At 35.5% G+C, this 19,283-nt stretch carries 19 protein-coding genes and 2 pseudogenes; 3 read left to right on the forward strand and 18 right to left on the reverse strand.

Features of this window, described 5'->3' with window-relative positions; genetic code table 11:
• Nucleotides 1-59: 59 nt before the first annotated feature.
• On the reverse strand, nt 60-866 hold the full coding sequence (locus ACFX4N_RS05920) for a carbon-nitrogen family hydrolase (RefSeq protein WP_057274732.1): 807 nt from the start codon (nt 864-866) through the stop codon (nt 60-62).
• Nucleotides 867-877: 11 nt separating this feature from the next.
• The gene (locus tag ACFX4N_RS05925) at nt 878-1,537 is read right to left on the reverse strand and encodes an MBL fold metallo-hydrolase (RefSeq protein WP_029324417.1); all 660 of its coding nucleotides are present in this window, start codon (nt 1,535-1,537) and stop codon (nt 878-880) included.
• A gap of 102 nt (nt 1,538-1,639) precedes the next feature.
• Here ACFX4N_RS05925 and ACFX4N_RS05930 point away from each other — a divergent pair, with 102 nt between their 5' ends.
• Nucleotides 1,640-2,014 carry a winged helix-turn-helix transcriptional regulator gene (locus tag ACFX4N_RS05930; RefSeq protein WP_013056440.1) on the forward strand — a complete coding sequence of 125 codons (375 nt, stop codon included), beginning with the start codon at nt 1,640-1,642 and terminating at the stop codon, nt 2,012-2,014.
• Between the two features lie 228 nt (nt 2,015-2,242).
• Here the strand turns inward: ACFX4N_RS05930 and ACFX4N_RS05935 are convergent, their stop codons facing one another.
• From ACFX4N_RS05935 to ACFX4N_RS05960, 6 genes and pseudogenes are all read right to left on the reverse strand, one after another.
• On the reverse strand, nt 2,243-2,716 hold the full coding sequence (locus ACFX4N_RS05935) for a hypothetical protein (RefSeq protein WP_013056439.1): 474 nt from the start codon (nt 2,714-2,716) through the stop codon (nt 2,243-2,245).
• Nucleotides 2,717-2,854: 138 nt separating this feature from the next.
• A pseudogene (locus tag ACFX4N_RS05940) lies at nt 2,855-2,952 on the reverse strand (TetR-like C-terminal domain-containing protein); the annotation flags it as partial.
• A gap of 43 nt (nt 2,953-2,995) precedes the next feature.
• Complete coding sequence (locus tag ACFX4N_RS05945) at nt 2,996-3,757, reverse strand: class I SAM-dependent methyltransferase (RefSeq protein WP_053487102.1); 762 nt, start codon at nt 3,755-3,757, stop codon at nt 2,996-2,998.
• 226 nt (nt 3,758-3,983) lie between these two features.
• Entirely contained in the window at nt 3,984-4,802 is an 819-nt protein-coding gene (locus ACFX4N_RS05950) for a mechanosensitive ion channel family protein (RefSeq protein WP_013056437.1), read from the reverse strand.
• A 229-nt stretch (nt 4,803-5,031) separates the two neighbouring features.
• Entirely contained in the window at nt 5,032-6,060 is a 1,029-nt protein-coding gene (locus ACFX4N_RS05955) for a serine hydrolase domain-containing protein (RefSeq protein ID WP_063671204.1), read from the reverse strand.
• Between the two features lie 87 nt (nt 6,061-6,147).
• Entirely contained in the window at nt 6,148-6,717 is a 570-nt protein-coding gene (locus tag ACFX4N_RS05960; protein WP_013056435.1) for a MarR family winged helix-turn-helix transcriptional regulator, read from the reverse strand.
• A 592-nt stretch (nt 6,718-7,309) separates the two neighbouring features.
• Here ACFX4N_RS05960 and ACFX4N_RS05965 point away from each other — a divergent pair.
• Nucleotides 7,310-8,356 (forward strand): YeiH family protein, encoded by a 1,047-nt coding sequence (locus ACFX4N_RS05965; RefSeq protein ID WP_013056434.1) that lies wholly within the window; start codon nt 7,310-7,312, stop codon nt 8,354-8,356.
• A 181-nt stretch (nt 8,357-8,537) separates the two neighbouring features.
• Here the strand turns inward: ACFX4N_RS05965 and ACFX4N_RS05970 are convergent, their stop codons facing one another.
• A complete protein-coding gene (locus tag ACFX4N_RS05970) occupies nt 8,538-8,801 on the reverse strand; it encodes a hypothetical protein (RefSeq protein ID WP_142346447.1) in 264 nt (87 codons plus the stop codon).
• A 31-nt stretch (nt 8,802-8,832) separates the two neighbouring features.
• Here ACFX4N_RS05970 and ACFX4N_RS05975 point away from each other — a divergent pair, with 31 nt between their 5' ends.
• Nucleotides 8,833-9,792: an aldolase catalytic domain-containing protein gene (locus tag ACFX4N_RS05975; RefSeq protein ID WP_098239470.1), complete on the forward strand. Its 960-nt coding sequence runs from the start codon at nt 8,833-8,835 to the stop codon at nt 9,790-9,792.
• Nucleotides 9,793-9,939: 147 nt separating this feature from the next.
• On the opposite strand, the gene ACFX4N_RS05980 is transcribed toward ACFX4N_RS05975, so the two are convergent.
• The 9 genes and pseudogenes from ACFX4N_RS05980 to ACFX4N_RS06020 form a co-directional block, all read right to left on the reverse strand.
• Nucleotides 9,940-10,275 (reverse strand): L,D-transpeptidase, encoded by a 336-nt coding sequence (locus tag ACFX4N_RS05980; protein WP_013056432.1) that lies wholly within the window; start codon nt 10,273-10,275, stop codon nt 9,940-9,942.
• Between the two features lie 119 nt (nt 10,276-10,394).
• Complete coding sequence (locus ACFX4N_RS05985; RefSeq protein WP_013056431.1) at nt 10,395-11,657, reverse strand: glycoside hydrolase family 18 protein; 1,263 nt, start codon at nt 11,655-11,657, stop codon at nt 10,395-10,397.
• Between the two features lie 497 nt (nt 11,658-12,154).
• A complete protein-coding gene (locus tag ACFX4N_RS05990; protein WP_244659726.1) occupies nt 12,155-13,483 on the reverse strand; it encodes an MFS transporter in 1,329 nt (442 codons plus the stop codon).
• 113 nt (nt 13,484-13,596) lie between these two features.
• Nucleotides 13,597-14,927, reverse strand: a pseudogene (locus ACFX4N_RS05995) (aminotransferase-like domain-containing protein).
• Between the two features lie 504 nt (nt 14,928-15,431).
• A complete protein-coding gene (locus ACFX4N_RS06000; protein ID WP_013056429.1) occupies nt 15,432-15,863 on the reverse strand; it encodes an anti-sigma regulatory factor in 432 nt (143 codons plus the stop codon).
• Between the two features lie 117 nt (nt 15,864-15,980).
• Nucleotides 15,981-16,670, reverse strand: coding sequence for a Na-translocating system protein MpsC family protein (locus ACFX4N_RS06005; protein ID WP_013056428.1), 690 nt, complete (start codon nt 16,668-16,670; stop codon nt 15,981-15,983).
• 139 nt (nt 16,671-16,809) lie between these two features.
• Nucleotides 16,810-17,025 carry a hypothetical protein gene (locus ACFX4N_RS06010; protein WP_041816524.1) on the reverse strand — a complete coding sequence of 72 codons (216 nt, stop codon included), beginning with the start codon at nt 17,023-17,025 and terminating at the stop codon, nt 16,810-16,812.
• Nucleotides 17,026-17,202: 177 nt separating this feature from the next.
• Nucleotides 17,203-17,562: a Na-translocating system protein MpsC family protein gene (locus ACFX4N_RS06015; protein ID WP_231101709.1), complete on the reverse strand. Its 360-nt coding sequence runs from the start codon at nt 17,560-17,562 to the stop codon at nt 17,203-17,205.
• 386 nt (nt 17,563-17,948) lie between these two features.
• Nucleotides 17,949-19,265, reverse strand: a complete 1,317-nt coding sequence (locus ACFX4N_RS06020; protein WP_013056426.1) for an MATE family efflux transporter — start codon at nt 19,263-19,265, stop codon at nt 17,949-17,951.
• Between the last annotated feature and the right edge of the window lie 18 nt (nt 19,266-19,283).

Raw genomic sequence — 19,283 nt, forward strand, 5'->3', positions numbered from 1 at the left:
AACTTGGGCATTTGCAACCCATTTTTTCTGTTTTTAAGCTGGATATGATATACAAATTTCTATTCTGCATGCTTATAAACATCCGGTCTCAGGCTTTCAAATATTGGGATGTATTTTTGTTGTTCTGTAACTTTCTGTATATGGATTTCCGCAGTTATAATCTCTTCTTGATCTCCCCCCTCTTCTACAATGTTTCCATTTGGATCAATGATCATTGAATGCCCCGCGTATGTGTTGCCAACATGATTTTTATTATTTACATTTCCTACACTGTTACATGCAATGACATAAACACAATTTTCTATAGCTCTTGCCCTCAATAGTGTTCTCCAATGGTTTATATTTCTGGTAGTCCATTGTGCAACGTAGAATATGACTTTTGCACCTTGAGACGTTGGGTAGCGTGTGATTTCTGGAAAACGTAAATCGTAGCATATAATTTGACTGGCTTTTATATTGTTAATCTCAAAGACATCTGGGACTTCATCTCCCCCTGTTAAATAATGATGTTCATCCAACATCGGCACGAGATGTATCTTATCCTTTTGATAGAGCAGCTTACCCGTTTTTGATACAGCAAAGGCTGTATTATAAATATTTTCATTTCTTTTATTTGAAACTGAACCTGCAATGATATTCACTTGATGGTTGATTGCTAAACGTTGAATAAAGGGAAAAGCTCTCTTTAAATCAATATCTGCTTTTTCTGCTACATTTTTTAAATCATAACCCGTATTCCACATTTCAGGTATCACAACAATCTCAGTATCTATATGAAGCTTTTCTTCAAATAAGGACTCAATGCGGTTTTCGTTTTGCTTAACTTCTCCTTCTATAATCTCCATTTGAAATAATTGTATTTTCATTTTTCTCCCTCTTATTCATATATAAATTTATAAATAGGATATAAATCACAGTTATATTTGACATCCTCGCCATGTGATGAAGAAATAATAGAAGGTTTAATTTCATCTATAATTCGCCCGCTATTAATATTTTCACCCATATCAACTGTAAACTTTCGAATCGGTGGATGTAAGGATTCAGCATTAGAAAAGAATAAGTCTCCAGTTAGCAGCACATTGTCATCTTTATGATGGTATATCACATGTCCTGGTGTATGACCGGGCGTTAAATATACATCTAAAGGTAACTTTTTAATGATGTTGTCACTTAAACTTTCAACTTGATGTTCCACGCCTGTTGTTTCCTTTTCTGCCTTGTTTGGATATGGCTTTTCGCCATTGATAAAAGGCGTTTCAATTTCGTGTGCGTAAATAGGAATATTTAAATTATCTCTTAAATACTTGGCGCCATTAATGTGATCTAAATGGCCATGTGTCAGTAAGATACTTTTGGGGATACCTAAAGATTTTGCTATATTTAACTGAGTATGTGCATAGTCTTTCATTCCGGTATCAATGATATGAACATTCTCACCATCTAGCACGTACCATGTATTGATTTTGACTGGAATTCCCACAATGGTTTTGTAAGTAAGTTTGTAAATATGGCTAGAGATTTGGACAAATTCCAATTGATGCACCTTCTTTTGTTTTATTTGACAATATAAGTTTAGTAAGAAAAAATAGACGTAACAAGAAGGCACAATTTTGTTACTAGCCATTGAGGTGAGAAAATGTCAGACTTTAAAAGTGATCAATACGGTCCTTGTACGTTAACTGTAAAACATGCTTGTCCAATTGAGTTAACGATGCATATTATGGGTGGTAAATGGAAAGGTATTATTTTATCTTTGTTATCAAAATCACCCATGTATTATAATGCAATGCGCCGTGAAATACCGGGTATTACCCAGCGCATCCTTACACTGCAGCTTAGGAATATGGAAAAAAACGGATTGATTGAAAGGGAAGAAACAAACGATAACCCTAAAAGGGTTTTATATTATTTAACAGATCTTGGAGAAAGTTTTGTTCCAATACTAAAATCTTTAGAGAAGTGGGGCAATGCTTATATAAGTCAGCAGGAAGAAGAATTAAAAAAATCTTAACGCTTTAAATAAACTCCTTAACTATATTTTACTTCTTTTTAATGATGCCTTGTTTTTTATAATGTAAGGACTTAATTAAGTGGTGTCCATGAAACTATACTAACTCCACCTCTTCTTTAATTAAAACGAAAACTTATTAAATGAGAAGAGCCTTTACCATGACGGTAAAGGCTCTTCATACGCTCTTCCCTGATGGGAATCTCTTGTTATCTTTATCTTTATTTTTAATTAAGGTCTATGAAAATCGACTGTTTTTTCGTCATCTCCTGTTCGTTCAAACCATCCTCTGAAAGCCCAGTTATCATAACCTCCATCGCCTTCATTAATAAATGTTCCTTCTTCAAATACCCAGACACCATACGTAATACCATCATAATCTACGGTATCAAAATATTGAACACCTTGTAATTGATCTGAATTATACCCTTGGCTCAAATTCATAACTATTACATTATATTGTTGACCTGATTCAAAGAATGCTTTTTCCATTGCTCCCTTAACGAACCCACTTCGATTGTCGGCTGTTTTAGCCGCATCTGCAATCGCTTGTCCTATGGCTACGGGATCAACTGTTACGTCTCCTCCAACTTCTGCAGCTTCTGCGGAGCCTGCAGAACCTCCTAAATTCGGTAGAGCTAATGGCGTCGCTAACACAGCTAAACCTACGGCAGAAGCTACAACAGCTTGTTTCGCTTTTCTCATTTGATCTCCTCCTATTTTTAGGTGATTCTTAGAATATTTACCCTTTATTACCAAATCAAAACAAAAAAGATACTATAATTAAGAATAGGAGATGGATAATTTTATTCTTTTAAAGCTTTTGTTCAACTAAACCTAAGCTTATAAGTTTCTTTCTAAAAGCTCCCTACTTTTTCTGCCATTTCTCTCGGTGAATATGGCATCTCATTTTTGAGCCACCACTCCACTGTGACGCCGTATTGGAAAAAGTTGAGGTAGCTCATTCAACATGATAACCAACTATTATTTAATGGATTTAGTTGCCAGATAACAAGGCATATATTCAGTGATTTTCCCCTTGTGGTGATGATCTTCATAAAGATCTTGTAGGGTGAATCCAGCTTTTAGCTGTCCTCCAATTTGAGTTTCTAAAGAATGACTAAACTGTACACCGCCATTCTTTATAAGCTCTTCATCATTTTCTACCGTGTTTTTAGTTCCATCATAAGGTAATTTATTAACCACTTGTAATGCTTTCTCACCTTCTCCAAATAAATAAAGAGCAGGGTTTGCAAAGCCAGATAGCAGAACGCCACCTTTTTTTAGAACTCTAAAACATTCTTGCCAAACGTGTTCAACATCTTGAATATAGCAGTTTGATACGGGATTAAAAATCATATCGAACGTCTCATCTTCAAAGGGAAATGTCTTACTCATATCGCCTTTAACTAAATCAATAGAATAGCCTTCTCTAGCGGACACCATTCTTTCTAATTCTAATTGTTTATCAGAGTAGTCAAACACTGTAACTTCTGCATGCTGTGCTGCAAAGACTGGGCATTGCTGTCCTCCTCCGCTAGCAAGTCCCAATATTTTTGCTTTTTTAAATGGAATAAACCAGTTATGTGGAACAGGCTTACAAGGTGTTAAGTAAATATCAAAAACACCTTGAGTTGCATCTACAAAGTCTTGATGATTAATAGCTAATGACCATTCTCCTCCAGCTGAAGCCCACTCATCCCACATTTTTGAGTTAATTTTTGTATAATCAGCTTTTTGTGACATAGTTACTCCCCCTTTACCTTTTTTAGTATTTTGTTTAATTTTACCATGTCACTAGAAGAATAATTTAGATGTACAAATTAATTTTTTCTGTTTCAGATAATTAATTTGTACTGGAGAAGTACTTAATAGATATTTTTAAAAATAAAAACACCCTTTTTAAAAATTAAAAGGGTGTTTTTATCTTAAGTATAAAAGCTTGTATATAAACAAGATACGAGTTTTATTTTTAATGACTTGTCTCGAAGCTTTCAGCCATCATTAGGTCATTTTTGTAGGCAGCCATTGCGAGTTCATATCTCACCTTTTGACCCGCTTCTACAAAATCTGCTTCCTTCACAAGTCCTGATAATGAATATTGGTGACCTTTAAAATCTACGTTCAGTTCAGTAATTTGATTGAATTGAAAGCTCTCTATAGGAATTCCATTCACATCTTTCAACAAATATTGACCATATTTCTCGTTACATGTTTGTGCTACTTGCTCCATTACTTTGAAGGCATCGTCCGGATTTTGCCTATAGTTGAGAATAAGACTTTCATTTACTCGGCGTCTTCCTCGGGTTCCGTTCTGTAGTTCCGTAATGTTGCTATATGAGACTGTATAGAGGTAACCGTCATACTGACGAATCTTTAAGTAGCGCATGGTGATTTCTTCTATTTTCCCTTGGCGGTTTCCGTTGAGAATAACATAATCTCCGTGATGGATCTGGCGTTCAAACAAGTAAGTCAGTCCCATTATATAATCACGGATAATATGCTGGAGGATTATTGCCAAGGCACTGGCCAACACTACTGAACTAGTGAGTATCTTTCCGAAGTCAAAGAAATGGCTAAGCACATAAATAAAGAAAAAAGCCAGGCCTACTACTCTTGTCACCTGATTAGAAAAATGCATCAGCGTCTCTTCTCGTTTTTCATCTAAGAAGCTCGTTTTGTCAAAGAAAAGCTTAATGAATTTGCGAATAAAATAAACGATAAGTATAATCAGCAGCGCTACCGTTAAAACCTTTACGGGAAACTGCTGGAAGAATTCAGTAAAAACCAACCTATCCACTCCTTATTTCTAACACTATACCAAAAGAATGCACGTAAAAACAAAAATCTTCTGTTCTTCATAAACCTTAATGATAATAGCACGGTTTCATCAAAAAAAGAAGCGTAATCTATGCTTCTTGAAGTTGGGTATATTGATGATAATCTCTCAATTAATTGAAATTAAAGGGGTAAGGTGAACTGTAATAGACTAATTTTCTTCGTTTTTTTGTAGACTATTCTTATATATCTTTTGACTTTTGCAGGCTTTCTAATAAAGACATTCCTATATGTTCATCATTATTTCTACCTAGTCTATAATTAGCTAAAACGACGGACGCAACTTTCTTTTCTTTATCAATCCCTAAAAATGAGCTGAAGCATCCTGTTCCACCGCCGTGCAACACTACATTATTGTTTTTCTTTAAAAGCAACCATCCAAGACCCATATCAAACTTCTTTGTTCCATTCCCGTGTTTTTTATGACAAAAAGAAAGATATGGTTTATCTTCATACATATTTATTTTTGCGTATTTAAGTAAATCGTCAGCGGTTGAGGATACCGCCCCGGCAGGTGATATAAAATTTTCCTTGTCCCACTGCCAGTTGCCACAATTATTATTTTTGCGGTCATAACCCTGTAGATTATTATTTGAGCTGCCTAAACAAGTATCCTTTAGTCCGAGCTCATTATGAAAAAAGTCATTCATGGTATCCCAATATCCCCTGCCCGATACCATTCCCAACACGTACCCAATAAGTGAGATGCCGAAATTGGAATATTTCCATGAATAATCTACTTCTTTCAATTTATTACTTTCGATTAGCATCTTCATTTTGTTAAAATCCATATGCAGCGGATTATTTTTGTTCAAATCACTTCCGCCAAAAATCAAACCTAAAATTATTTTAAAATATTCCCGTTTATTTAAAGGTAAGCTTCCTGAATATCCAGAAGAGTGAATAGCAAGGCGAAGCAATGTGGGATAATACGTGTCTTCTTTAATTTCTTTTATGTATTTTTGTATAGAGTCATTTATTGACAGCTTGTTTTCAGATACATACTTTGAGAGCAGCGATACAGTGAAAGTTTTCGTAATAGAACCAATTTCATAATGATATTTTTTTGATGAATCTATTTCACCGCCTTCGTTATAAGTTTTTGTAACAGGATTATTGTCCTTTAAGTAGCCAACGGTTAATTTTAAGTGTTTTTTTCCTTTACAGGTTTTATTAATTAACCGTAATGTTTCATCGCTGATTTCAAACATAATGATTGCTCTCCCTTATCCTTTATTTTTAAAATTTTAAAAGGATTAATCGATATGCTTTAAGTTAGATTAGCCTATCGAGTTTTTTTATATATTCTTTCTCATATTATCAATTGCTTGAACTCTTCGACTTTCAAGCTCCCTTATTACTCTCAACTGTAATTCATTGTGATCATCATCCATTTTGATGTTGCCTTCTTCTTCAAATCCATCATGTTCTTCCCCATCAAAGCTATAGAGTTTCTTTAAAAGCTTCCACATTATTTCCAGCTCTTCAGTTGAGAACTTTTTAAAAAGTTCTTCCAAAAAGAAAATTCCTTTTTCTGAGACAACAAGCAGTGCCACTTTTCCCGCTTTTGTAATTTTTACGTTAACTGCACGCTTGTCTTTACTGCTAGGAACTACGTCAACATAACCCTTCTTTTCCATAATGGTAATTAACTGTTTGACGCTTTGTTTTGTGGTTCCTAATTTTCTAGCGATATTATTCAATGTTGTTTCATCTTCAGGTAAATGAGCAATTGCCACCATCGCCATATGCTGTCTTGATGTTAAAAGTTCAAGAGATTTATCACCTTTTACTTGGATTTTATTTGCCAGAGAAAATAAAGTAGCGTAAGTTTGCTGCATTAAGAAAAGCTCTTTATAAATATCCATATTCAGCCTCCATTTTAGACAATATAATGTCTAAAATAAGAGTATTACACTTCGAGAATTTAGTCAATATATTGTCTATTTTATTTTAGAAACATTCGGATTATGTGAACAAATAAAAAAGCAAACTCCCTATCACCAGAGGTTGCTTTTTATCTTATTTTAATTTTGACAATTCTAAGGAGACTATTCTGTTACACTAAATTAGGCAAAGAAATAGTGGCCGCTCGTAACCAAAAGTTGTCCTTTCTTTATCTAATTAGATAACTAAAAAGGCAATCTAATTTAATATTACTCTAAAAAAATGTAAGAAAACCGATATGAAGTAAAGGAGAAAAAACATGAACCAACACACACAACCTTTAAACCAGATATCAAAACGTGTATTAAGGGATAAAAACCAACAAAAGCAGCAAGTTGATCTTCAGAGTCACTGAAAATCAACTTGCTGTTTTTTTGTATTGTTCATTAATATTTTTAATTATAATCATCATTTATCTATATTTTACTAATAATAAACGGTCTTTTATAGTTAAAATATACACTTCTTGTGTGAAGCTGCGCTTGATAAGAATTCATATTGGAGATGAAATGTATGATAACTATAAATAAAGCCCAAAAGCAGAATCTATTTTCACGAACAAATGCTAAAACATCATCTACTGTTTCTTTATGGACTGGAGGAGTTGCTTTTACTTTTCTTTTTGCTTTACTTGCTTATGGCTTAGCGAAAGTCCCAGGGTTTAATCATATCGGTCCACTAGCCTGTTCAATTATAATGGCAGTCATTTATCGTCAAATTTGGGGGTACCCTGAAAAAATAAGATCTGGAATTGAATTTTCTTCTAAAAAGCTGTTACGCTATGCGATTGTTTTATATGGACTAAAGCTTAATATTGATGTTGTTATTCATCACGGGTTAGGATTGTTACTTCGCGATGTGGGAACGGCTGTATTTGCGATTGTTTTAACGGTTTTTCTAGCCAAATGGATGAAGGCTGATAGTGGTTTATCCCTTCTTTTAGGGATAGGAACAGGAATATGCGGTGCCGCAGCTATTGCGTCTGTTTCTCCGATTGTAAAAGCAAAAGAAGAAGATACAGCTATCGGAGCTGGTGTTATTGCTTTAGTGGGAACCCTATTTGCGATTGGATATACCATTTTAAGACCTTATATACATTTAACAAATATTCAATATGGAATTTGGTCAGGCGTAGGTCTCCATGAAATTGCCCATGTAGCTCTAGCTGCAGCACCGGCTGGACGCGATGCCCTAGCTATTGGACTGTTGGCTAAGTTAGGCAGAGTGCTCTTACTTGTGCCATTAAGCTTTATCTTAATGTACTGGATGAAGCGAACAGGAAAAATTGAAAAGGATACGAAGATTGAATTCCCTTGGTTTTTAATAGGTTTTATAATCATGAGTATTTTTGGGAGTTATGTCGTCGGTAAGTATTTTATAATACCTAAAACGATCATGAATGATATTTCAACTCTAACTACCTTTCTTTTAACAATGGCTATGGTCGGCTTAGGGTTAAATGTAAGTATGAAGGCTCTTCGAACAAAAGCATTAAAGCCGTTGATTGCGATGTTTATTACCTCTATACTCTTATCATTCCTTACATTTTGGACGATGTAAAGATAAGTAAATTAGAATAATTAAGTAACAACTAATACTTCCTATACAACTGTTAATGTGAAAAAAGTTTCTTATTTATCATGTTTTAAATCTCTTCCCAAATTTATGGATTAATTATAGAGAACTCTAAACCTATAACCTAAATACTAATGGTAGTTCCCTCTCTAATAAACAGTTTCACTTAAAAAACAATCTTTATTGCAGTAAGTAGTGCTGTAAGATGCGCTGTATTTGTATATACTAGGGGTTGTACTGCTGAACTTGATGTTGTTTTAAGAGCAGCAAGCGGATGAAAAGCCAAAGCATCTCCTGCCCATGGAATACAGTAAAACAGAGACACATTTAGAAAATACATTGACGCCTCTGAATCAGTCATGGTATAAACACAATAGGAGAGTTTAGTGCTTAAAAGCATAAAAGCGATAAAGTTTAAAATAATACTCATATAAATGAATACATAGGAGGAAACAACTACCATGGAACATAATAGCAAAATTATAGACTGTACCATTCGTGACGGAGGTTTAATTAATAATTGGGATTTTAGCGTTGAATTTGTGCAAGACTTATATAACGGCCTAAGCGCAGCCGGCGTTGAATATATGGAGATCGGTTATAAAAATTCACCTAAGCTTCTTCAAGCAACCGAGCCCAATCCATGGAGATTTCTTGACGATAACTTTCTCAAAGAAATTATCCCTGAGAAAAAGTTTACGAAGCTATCTGCCTTAGTAGATATTGGGCGTGTAGATCCAAACGACATCCTGCCGCGTGAACAAAGTATGTTAGATATGATTCGAGTGGCATGCTATATTCGCGAAGTAGATAAAGGCTTAGAGCTTATAAAAATGTTTCACGATTTGGGCTATGAGACTTCACTTAACATTATGGCACTATCTAGCGTACCGGAAAATCAGCTTATTGAAGCATTTGAAATGGTAAAGAAAAGCCCTGTAGATGTTGTATATATCGTTGACTCCTTTGGAAGCCTAGACCCTGCGGATATTGAGCATCAAGTGAAAAAGTTTCAAGCCATGATTCCTAGCAAACAGCTTGGTATCCATACGCATAACAACATGCAGCTAGCTTTTGCTAATACATTAACTGCGATGCGTAATGGCGTTACATTCCTTGATTCATCTGTTTATGGTATGGGCCGCGCAGCTGGTAACTGTAACACAGAGCTGCTTGTTAGCTACATACCAAAACCAAGCTATGAGATGAAACCGATTCTTGGCGTAATTGAAAAGCATATGCTTGAAATGCGTCAAAAGTGGGAATGGGGCTATATCATTCCTTACATGATTTCTGGCGTACTGAATGAACATCCACGTGTTGCTATGGCTTACCGTGATAGCGAGGATCGTGACAAATTCATAGATTTTTATGACAAAGTAACGTCTCCAGAAGTTACTACGTCTCCAGCATCAAAATAAGTTAAAATGCTAAAAGTACCTCTGTTAATCGGGGTACTTTTTTGTTTTCGTACAAAAAGCCCATGATTGTATAGCATATACTTAAACTTTGATAACCTCGATCTCGACAATTAGCTAAATGTAAGCAGTCTTGCTCTTCTTAAACTATTATTTATGTATATAAACCGGCGTTCCAATAGGAACTGCAGAGGAAAGTTCTAGAATATCTTCATTGTCCATTCTGACACATCCATGTGACATATCTCTGCCAATAGAAGCTGGATCATTAGTCCCGTGTATTCCATATGTAGGTTTTGACAGTCCCATCCATAAGGGACCAAATACAGCTGGAGGGGTAGTATCTTTATTAATAATTTTAAATTTTCCAGTTGGAGTTGGAGTGATCATTTTCCCTACAGCAATAGGATATGTCTTTACTAATTTAGCTCCATCATATAGTTTTAATTGATGCTGCTTTATTGAGACATCTATCCTTTTTGCCATAGCACTGCCTCCAATCTCTTATAAGTTACTATAAATAGAATTATTTTATTGTTAACCACGTATATCGAATAACTGTTAACTGAAAAATATCTAAATTGATCCATAAAAATTAGTGCTATTTATACCGTTCTAATAGTGAAAAATTTCTTTAAAAGCCAAGGCCCTGGCGTAAATCCAAGCGTTAATTGCCAAGCTCCTATTGCTTGCAAACCAAATTTACGAACTAACACCATTTTTTCACTCATGCTTCTTACATCTTCAAACCATACTTCATGCATCTGTCCCGCTTGATCTCTATACTGAAAAAATGGTGATTTATACTCCTTAGAATATTGGATGGGAGACTGATATCTCATCGCTGTTTTAATCGCATTTTGATTGGATATAGCGGATGCTACTGTGCCAGGCTTGTAAGGAATTGACCAGTTATATCCATACAAAGGGACTCCAATGATAAGTTTTCTTCGCGGAACACTTTTTATGGCAAATTCTATTGTTCTTTTTACTTCAGTAATAGGTGCAACAGGCCCTGGTTCACTGCCTGCATGATGCCAATCATATGCCATAATGAACATATAGTTAACAACGGCACCTATTCCCCCGTAATCATATCCTTTTAACCAAGGAATATCTTCGCTTGTCTTGGCTGGAACCGCTATGGTCAGCACGTATCCGGCAGGTTTTAAACGTTCACCCAGCTGACGTAAAAATCCTGTAAAAAGATCTCTATCCTCGGCCTTTACACGTTCAAAATCAATATTCACCCCGCCGTAGCCTTTTCTAGATACTAAATAAAAAATATTATTCACAAGATTGTTTCTTGCCTGAGGATTGTTTAAAACTTGGTGGGCAAGATCAGAACTAAATCCTTCAGAAGTTAGATTAGTAATCGTAACTAACGGTGTAACTCGGTTTTTCCAAGTCGTTTCAATCGCTACTAAATCGTTTAAATTATTCATTATATCTCCATTGCTGCCAAAATGATATTCAAAGATAGAAATGGACGAGGAATAAGTTGCAAAATCAGTAATTAAACTGCGGTCTAACTCTGGATTTCGAACAGCATAGTATTGCAGTGTACCTGCAATGTAGTTTGATATGTTAGGAATTTTTATTTTCATTCCCACCTGCAAATAATTATAATGGACTGAAGGATTAGCCCTTTTTAATTGTTCTAGGGACACATAAGCTTTTTTAGCAATGCTGCTCATTGTATCACCAGGTTGAACTCTGTATACATAAGAAGCTATAAGTAAGGCTTGACCTGGAACAATATTCGTTTCTTCTAACCCATTCACACTCCTAAGCTGCGCAATGGGATAATCATATCTACTGCTTATTAAAGACAGGGTATCACCAGGTTGAACTATATGAACAAACATGTTTTCTCCTCCTATGTACTCTTTATCGAATTATGTTTTATTCCGTGACAAGTTTAAAGAAGCCATTCAATAAATGTATATGAGTATTGTTTGTTTATATAACTGAGTTAATTGAGGGGGAACCTTTTTACACACTCCCCCCTCCATTGCGCCCCTAATATGGGTAGAAATGTTCCAAAGATTATGTCAAAATCTATGTATCATAAACGTATGCTTTTAGCGTACTTGAAAAAGGATGATTGTTTGTCAGGTAGGATTACGTTAAGAAATAAAACTATTTTAAACAATATAAACAACGCGGCGATTAATGTTAGTCTTAATGAATAATTAAAATCGAAAAACCTTCCCCTCTGTTAGGTAGAAGGTCATTCGTGTAATTGAAATGTCAATGTAGTCTCTGTAAAAAGAATTCAATTCTTTAAACGGAAGTGGAAGAATACAAGTAAATTTGAGTGACATGACTTATTTGAGAGCTAGGCCTCCATGCCACAGATAAATTAAAGTCCTTGACCTACTTTAACTTTATTTTCACCTGTACTCCTATAAGCCCATATGATAACCGGAATTAATATCAAAGATAGAATCCCTCCACTTAATGATAAAACGGCATAACTTGATTGAGCCACAACCATTCCGGATAAAGCTCCTCCGGAAGCTCCCGCTAAAGCAATTAAAACGTCTATAGTACCTTGTGTTTTCGCACGTGTTAATGGTTCTGTAGCATCCACTATTTGAGCTGTCCCGCTAATTAACCCTAAGTTCCATCCTAATCCAAGTAACGATAGAGCAACCAATAGAAGAACCATTGAATCACTCGGTGCCATAGCTGCTACCAGCCCAGCTAAAAGAAGGATAATTCCTGAAGCAATTGTCATCGCCGTTCGTCCAATTTTATCAATTAAGACTCCTGTAAATAATGAAGGAAAATACATAGAACCAATATGAAAGCCAATTACAACTCCTACTTCAGTTAGCCCGTGGCCATGATGTCTCATGTGCACAGGTGTCATGGTCATTATAGCAACCATGACAATTTGAGTAAGAACCATAACTGTGGCCCCAACAGCCACTCCTTTTTTGTTGGTTGATTGCTCAGTATTTGTTAAATTTTTTTGAGTATCACGTTCTTGTTTATTCGCTTCTATCGCTCTTGCAATCAGTAACGGATCCGGACGCAGCATAATATAAAATACAAGACCAGCTACTATATATGCAACTGCTGCTAAAATGAAAGGTCCCGCAAGTGCTGGGGCACCAATAGAAAGAGCAAAATCTCCCATTACGTCAACTAAATTCGGACCTGCAACAGCTCCAAATGTAGTGAAAACCATGGCCATACTAACAGCGGTCCCCCGTTGTTTTGCTTTGGCTAAATCTGTTCCTGCATAACGCGCCTGTAGATTAGTAGCTGTTCCTGATCCATAAACGAGGAGCGAAAGAAAAAGAAGAAAAATACTATTAAGGATGGCAGAAAAAATAACACCAATCGCTCCAACTCCCCCTAGAATAAAACCCGTCGTAAGTCCTGCACGACGCCCTTTTTTTTGAGAGAGCTTTCCTACTAACCAAGCAGCTCCTGCAGATCCTAAGGTAAATAGCGCCGTCGGTACTCCTGCATAAGCATCTGTACCAAGCATTTGCTGTGCAATAAGTGCACCGACAGTAACTCCTGCTGCCAATCCTGCACCGCCAAAGATTTGAGAAACACTTACAACAAATAAGGTGCGTTTATATAAAGCTTTTTGTTTCTCTGGTGAAGTAACATATTCTTGTAAACAAGTTGATTGGGTGTCTAAAACTTTTACATGATCCTCGTTTACCATCATAACCTTCCTTTCAGAAAAACTCATTCTATTTTTAAAAATATTCTCACTAGATTTGGATTATCATAACACGCATAAAAAAACCATACAATATTATAATTGTATGGCAAACAATATTATATATAGTCGTTAAGTAAACGTTTAAGGATAATCAATCCTTGCTCAAACTCTCCAATCGTTTTCGGTGCACAGACAGCGATCCTTACAGCTCTGTCTGGACAACTGTTTCCCACTACAAAGCGTTCTGCTGCATACACTTGTACGCCCTGCTGCGCATCTAATGTTTCAAATTCAGCACGTGTAATTTTCTAAATATTGATTTACAATTCGATTTCTGAGAATAGCTTGTTCACGATGATTCTCTACTAAGGGTTCAAATTGATTTGACACAATAATACGTGCTGTTAGCTCTGCTAATAATGGTGAAACTGATATGTTTAAATTATAAAGTGCCTTTGAAATAGGCTCTTTAAATCGACTAGGCGCTGCTACATATGCTAGTCGTAACCCTGGTGCTATTGATTTTGATAAACTCGCAATATAGATGACTTGTTCTGGTGCATACGATGCCACTGCTGGCATTGGTTGCTCATGATGGAGATGATACGTTGCATCTTCAATAATAAATTGGTTATATTTTTTTGCAATCACGGCAAGCCTTTCTCGGTTTTCCACAGACATACAGCAAGCAGTTGGATTATGATAGTCTGGTATCAAGTAAATGCCTTTAATATGGTCATTTTTACATGCATATTCAAAAGCAGTTGGACTCATTTCATAATTCTTTGATTTTATCGGTACTAATTGTATACTAAGCATAGCTGCAACCGTTTTCAAACCTGGATAAGTGTGATGATCAACCCCGATGCGATCTCCAGGCTGACAAAGACTCGCTAGTATTGTAGCAATTGCATTTTGTCCTCCATTTGCAAATAAAATGTGATCAACTGTTGTTTCGAATCCGCCTCTTCTCATCAGCTTTACAGCTGCAACTTTTTGCCAAAGACTTTCACCTGGCCTCCCATAACTAAACCACTTTTCGTAATCAGTCTCTTGTAGCATATCTTTTAGTTGAAGGAGAAGCGGCTCGTATGAATCATTGTCTGGCAGTGTCGCGCCCATTTCAATTAAGTGGCTAGGCTTTATATCTTCGAGTAAATACGCATTCGATAACGCATCATACGATACGAATGTACCGCTTCCAACAGTAGCACTTAATAAACCCTTTAGCTCGCACACTTTAAATGCTTTTGAAATCGTACTCAAATTTAAATCTAAATAATCGGCTAGCTCTCTCTGTGGAGGAAGTTTTGTTCCAAGTAATAAAACTCCCTTGATAATATTCCTGTTCCAATTGTCCTGCAATGGCTTGATAAATAGGCTTTCTTGTTTTATCAACAGATGGTTTCCAGCTCATCGGATAGTTTTCAAACGAATTAATCGGCATAGTATCCATCCTTTTTTCACACAATTATATACTTGTACTGTTTATATCACAATTATCATTATTAATAATTTCCAAGAATCCATGGTTTTTGAGACTTGATTATGATCAATTATTTTAACGATTAAATGCACTTGCTCATAATTTTCTACACCTTTTCTCATTTTTCTAAGCCTCTTGTGACTACTACGAAGAAAAATTTTTGTCCTACTGCTAAGAGTTAATAGAGGAGAAGCACATGCTGAAGGTACCAACTCACGCATGTGAAATATCTTAACCTTATCCTAGAGCAGGATCAACAGGGGATGATATTTTTAGAAGCTATCTCCTATTCAATAAAGGAGTCTTTTGTAAAGAGGAAGTCCGTTCTTTCTTAAACTTTTTAAAATTTCTTGACCTTAATAGTGCTTAATGAAAAATATATTTTTCAGTCTAACTACTGATAAATCTATACAAATCTTTACCTACTGTTGTAGATAAACGTTTACACTTTAACTTGGGTTCCTTTTACTTATTTCTTTTTTTCCATTTTATAACCTGAATGTTAACGCCATGGTCTTCTTGAGTTGATATGGTGAATTCGTCCATTAATTTTTTCACCCCTGATAAACCAACGCCTAACCCTCCTGACGTTGTATAGCCACTTTCTAGCGCTTTTTGAATATGTTTAATGCCTGGTCCTTTATCTATAGCTATTATTTTGAGTCCTATTTCAGGTTGTTTCTCTATTATTTCCATTATAATTTTTCCGGTAGTGGCATATTTATATATATTTCTGGACAATTCTGAAATAGTCGTAATAATTCGGGCTTGATCAAGTGTGCTGAAGCCTAAGCAGTTAGAGAACATTCGCCCTTTCTGACGCGCTTCTACTATATCCACTTCAGTTTGTATCTCAACAGTTAAAGGTTCCTTTCCTTCATCCGATTGAAATAGCATAAGTATCACCACTTTCTTTATTTTAATAGTAGTAAAAAAACAATAGGCCAAAAAGAAAGGTTAGATAACCTTTCTTTTTGGCCTACATCTAGTTCAGTGCCTAGCTTATCAGTGCCGTTATGAAGTTGGGTTTAAAATCAGAAGAATTGTACTTTTATCTTTATGAAAGTCCCATGCTACTAGTATATCTGTTACCTTTGAATCTAAAATTACTTCTAATGATTGACTATGTTCATAAAGTAGCCTTTTTTCGAGATTTCTTTTAGCCAATGTAAGGTTTTCTTCAAATCCTAATTGAACTAATTCTTTCTCTATAGTTACCATAATACCTTCCCTGATTATAAGAAGTGTTCTCTGATCTAATAGATAAGAAGAAACATTGTGAGGGAACTTTTCCGCTTTTTGAGTTACTTCCTCAACTTCTTTATGCAGCAATTTCTGATTTCTATAGGAATGATTAGCTATGTTTTCTTTATCAGAATGGATCATGATAAACATCCCAGACTGCAGCTCTAAATTCCAATCATAATAAAATTCTTTAATATCTAAATGTATATTTAATTGTATATATCCTTTTATCTCTTCAATTAAAGTCTCCATTAACAAATCACGTGTTTTTTGAACATAGATAACTTGTCCCTTGTCTAACAAAGCCTTTTCTAAAGGTAATAAAAAGGCTTTAAAATAAACGGTTATAAAAGGAGGAGAAATGACGGTGAATACACCTCCAGGACCTCTTCCAAAGTTTTCACGAAGTAACCTTCCCATATAGCTACTTAATTCTTTTTCCAGTTTCGTTTTATCCATAGATGGTGCACCTAGTTTCTAGTTTCATAAGGTATACTATTCGTGATGTTTTATGAAAAATCCTTCTTCATCATAAGATCATTTTCGGTAATAAGAATTCACTTTTTATAAAGTGTAAACGAGGCATACTAGTATACCTTTAAGAGATTGGTTTCTGTTTAGCTTTGTATTTCCTGTGTTTAAAGATTCTTCTTTCATTTAAAATTACAATTTTACTTCCATAGATAATGGTACTTAAAAGTAGTATATCCTTGCTAATTTCTTCTTTGTATAATTCATTGTCATACTTTTGGTAATCCTGCAACAATCGACGAAGCTCTTTTATAAACAATACAATCTCATGATTATCAGCCATCCCGACCAAATCCTTTCTGTTGGCACATCCTATTTTCAGGTGCTGTTTTAGGGGATTATTCCGTTATAAAAGGACTTACTCTTTTTAGACAACAAAAATAAGCCGAAAAAGAAAAGGTATGTCCTTTGCTTCCTCGGCTTATTTTTGGCACAGTGTGTCCAATTCATTACTGCCTCATTAATTTTTTGGTTTTAGGATAAGCGTAATGATACTATTATCCTTTTCAAAATCCCAATCTACAAAAATATCAAGAATGTCTGCATTTAATATCTCATCATAGTCATCGTTTTGTCGTAAGATTCCTTTTTCCAAAGGACGTTTAGAGATGCGTAAGGTATCATCAAAACCCAACGAAATTAGCTGCTTTTCAATAGCCACCAGTATTCCCTCGCGTACGATGACCAATGTACGATCGCTTAATTTATATGAAGAAATTTTTTCAGGTCCTTTTTGGGCAATCTCACTCATCTTTATAATTCGATCATGAATTGCTTGTTTTCCTGGGTAAGGGTCACCCTCAGTCAAATCGGCTTTCAAATCGTCCAGACACACTCCCACAAAAATTCCGGAGTGGTGATCTAAATTCCAATCATAATATAAGTGCTGTATGTCAAGGTCTGTAATCCCTTTAATTTGCCCAGTGATTTGAGGTTCAAGAGTCTTAGAGAATTAAGCTTTGGAAACGTGCAAAAAAGCCAAAGCTTTCTTAAAAAGCATTTGGCTGCTTGCTTATTTCTTTCTTGCTTTACTTAAATAAAAATCTACTCATCATTTAACAGACCTTTATTAAGAAAGAAGGCCGTCCTCCCTGACCGATTTCTTTCTTAATAACCCTCTATTTAAGAGAGTAGCAGCACCGGCAGTAGATCGGCGTTTGATGGATTCCTCCATAATTGAACCGGAACTATTTTGTTATAATTTTTTCAGCCTTCTCCCTTTAGCTCTACCAATTTTTTGTTTAATCGCGGAGTGTACATAACTAGGAACCCTGATCGCCCGATAGTATAGATGATGAAAGCCAGCCATAGGCCATGATTATGCCAGATAGGAGTTGCTGTAATCTGTATAATGATATAGACAACCATCGCGTAAATCATAGAATTTCGAACGGGAGCAATTTCAGTTGCTCCTGTAAAAACCCCATAAAGGACAAGGCCAAAACAAGCAACAAAGGGGTAGATGATAAGCCATACTCCATACGTAAGTGAAAGTTCAATCACATCAGGCAAATTTGTAAATAGCCCTACAACCTGCTTTTGAAAAAGTGCATATAAACTAGCTATAATAACAGCTGTTATTATCGACCACTGTCTAGACAAAGTAAGTGTTTTTTTAAATAATTCTTTATCATTTGACCCTACTGCTTTGCCAACTAGGATACTAGAAGCATTAGCAAATCCATCAAAGAAATAAGCCATTATATAGTGAATTTGAAATAATACAGCATTTGCAGCTAGAAATTCTGTGCCAAACGAAGCACCTTTTGCTGTGAACATATTAATAACGACTAATAAACAAATAGTTCGAATAAACAAATCCTTGTTAACATTAAACATCCTCTTCGTAGAATTTGTATCTATAAGTGCCTGAATGGATGGCATTTTCCATTTAAATGGAGATACTTTCAAAATAATGAATAATCCTAATATGAAGGCTGTAACTTCAGCAATCAAGGTTGCTGTAGCAACTCCTTGTACGTCAAAAGAAAAAACATGGACAAAAAGAATAGCTAAAAGCATATTTAAAACATTTGTTAGTATCTGTAAACATAAAGATTCTTTAATCTTAGCCATCCCCATTAACCAACCAAGAATCACATAGTTCATCAGTATAAAGGGTGCTCCCCATATTCTAATTCTAAAATATTCTACTGCAAACCTACTTACATCAGCATCGGGAGAAATCACTAGGAGAGCCGCATGTTCAATCGGCCATTGTAAAAGAATAAAAAGCATCCCTACTATTAAAGCTAATAAAAACGGGCGGGATAAAGCAAGTACTCCCTGATCTGGATCGCTTGCCCCATTTGCTTGTGCAGCAAAGGCGGATGTACTAACTCTTAAAAAGCCAAATACCCAATATAACGTATTAAAAATAAGAGTTCCTACCGCAACTCCTGCAATATAAGCTGGAGCTGAAAGTTGCCCGACAACCGCGGTATCCACCGCACCTAATAAGGGCGTAGTCATCGTTGAGATTGTCAGGGGAATCGCCAAAGTAAGATACGTACGATGATTCATCCAACTGGCCTCCTTCTA

The sequence above is a fragment of the Priestia sp. YIM B13551 genome (genome assembly GCF_042787905.1).
In the GTDB taxonomy this organism is placed as follows: Bacteria; Bacillota; Bacilli; order Bacillales; family Bacillaceae_H; genus Priestia.

Excerpts from the sequence above, each read along its gene's own strand:
- ACFX4N_RS05920 (WP_057274732.1), bottom strand. The coding sequence starts at position 866 with ATGAAAATACAATTATTTCAAATGGAGATTATAGAAGGAGAAGTTAAG.
- ACFX4N_RS05930 (WP_013056440.1), top strand. The coding sequence starts at position 1,640 with ATGTCAGACTTTAAAAGTGATCAATACGGTCCTTGTACGTTAACTGTA.
- ACFX4N_RS05935 (WP_013056439.1), bottom strand. The coding sequence starts at position 2,716 with ATGAGAAAAGCGAAACAAGCTGTTGTAGCTTCTGCCGTAGGTTTAGCT.
- ACFX4N_RS05945 (WP_053487102.1), bottom strand. The coding sequence starts at position 3,757 with ATGTCACAAAAAGCTGATTATACAAAAATTAACTCAAAAATGTGGGAT.
- ACFX4N_RS05955 (WP_063671204.1), bottom strand. The coding sequence starts at position 6,060 with ATGTTTGAAATCAGCGATGAAACATTACGGTTAATTAATAAAACCTGT.
- ACFX4N_RS05960 (WP_013056435.1), bottom strand. The coding sequence starts at position 6,717 with ATGGATATTTATAAAGAGCTTTTCTTAATGCAGCAAACTTACGCTACT.
- ACFX4N_RS05965 (WP_013056434.1), top strand. The coding sequence starts at position 7,310 with ATGATAACTATAAATAAAGCCCAAAAGCAGAATCTATTTTCACGAACA.
- ACFX4N_RS05970 (WP_142346447.1), bottom strand. The coding sequence starts at position 8,801 with ATGAGTATTATTTTAAACTTTATCGCTTTTATGCTTTTAAGCACTAAA.
- ACFX4N_RS05975 (WP_098239470.1), top strand. The coding sequence starts at position 8,833 with ATGGAACATAATAGCAAAATTATAGACTGTACCATTCGTGACGGAGGT.
- ACFX4N_RS05980 (WP_013056432.1), bottom strand. The coding sequence starts at position 10,275 with ATGGCAAAAAGGATAGATGTCTCAATAAAGCAGCATCAATTAAAACTA.
- ACFX4N_RS05985 (WP_013056431.1), bottom strand. The coding sequence starts at position 11,657 with ATGTTTGTTCATATAGTTCAACCTGGTGATACCCTGTCTTTAATAAGC.
- ACFX4N_RS05990 (WP_244659726.1), bottom strand. The coding sequence starts at position 13,483 with ATGATGGTAAACGAGGATCATGTAAAAGTTTTAGACACCCAATCAACT.
- ACFX4N_RS06000 (WP_013056429.1), bottom strand. The coding sequence starts at position 15,863 with ATGCTATTTCAATCGGATGAAGGAAAGGAACCTTTAACTGTTGAGATA.
- ACFX4N_RS06005 (WP_013056428.1), bottom strand. The coding sequence starts at position 16,670 with ATGGATAAAACGAAACTGGAAAAAGAATTAAGTAGCTATATGGGAAGG.
- ACFX4N_RS06010 (WP_041816524.1), bottom strand. The coding sequence starts at position 17,025 with ATGGCTGATAATCATGAGATTGTATTGTTTATAAAAGAGCTTCGTCGA.
- ACFX4N_RS06020 (WP_013056426.1), bottom strand. The coding sequence starts at position 19,265 with ATGAATCATCGTACGTATCTTACTTTGGCGATTCCCCTGACAATCTCA.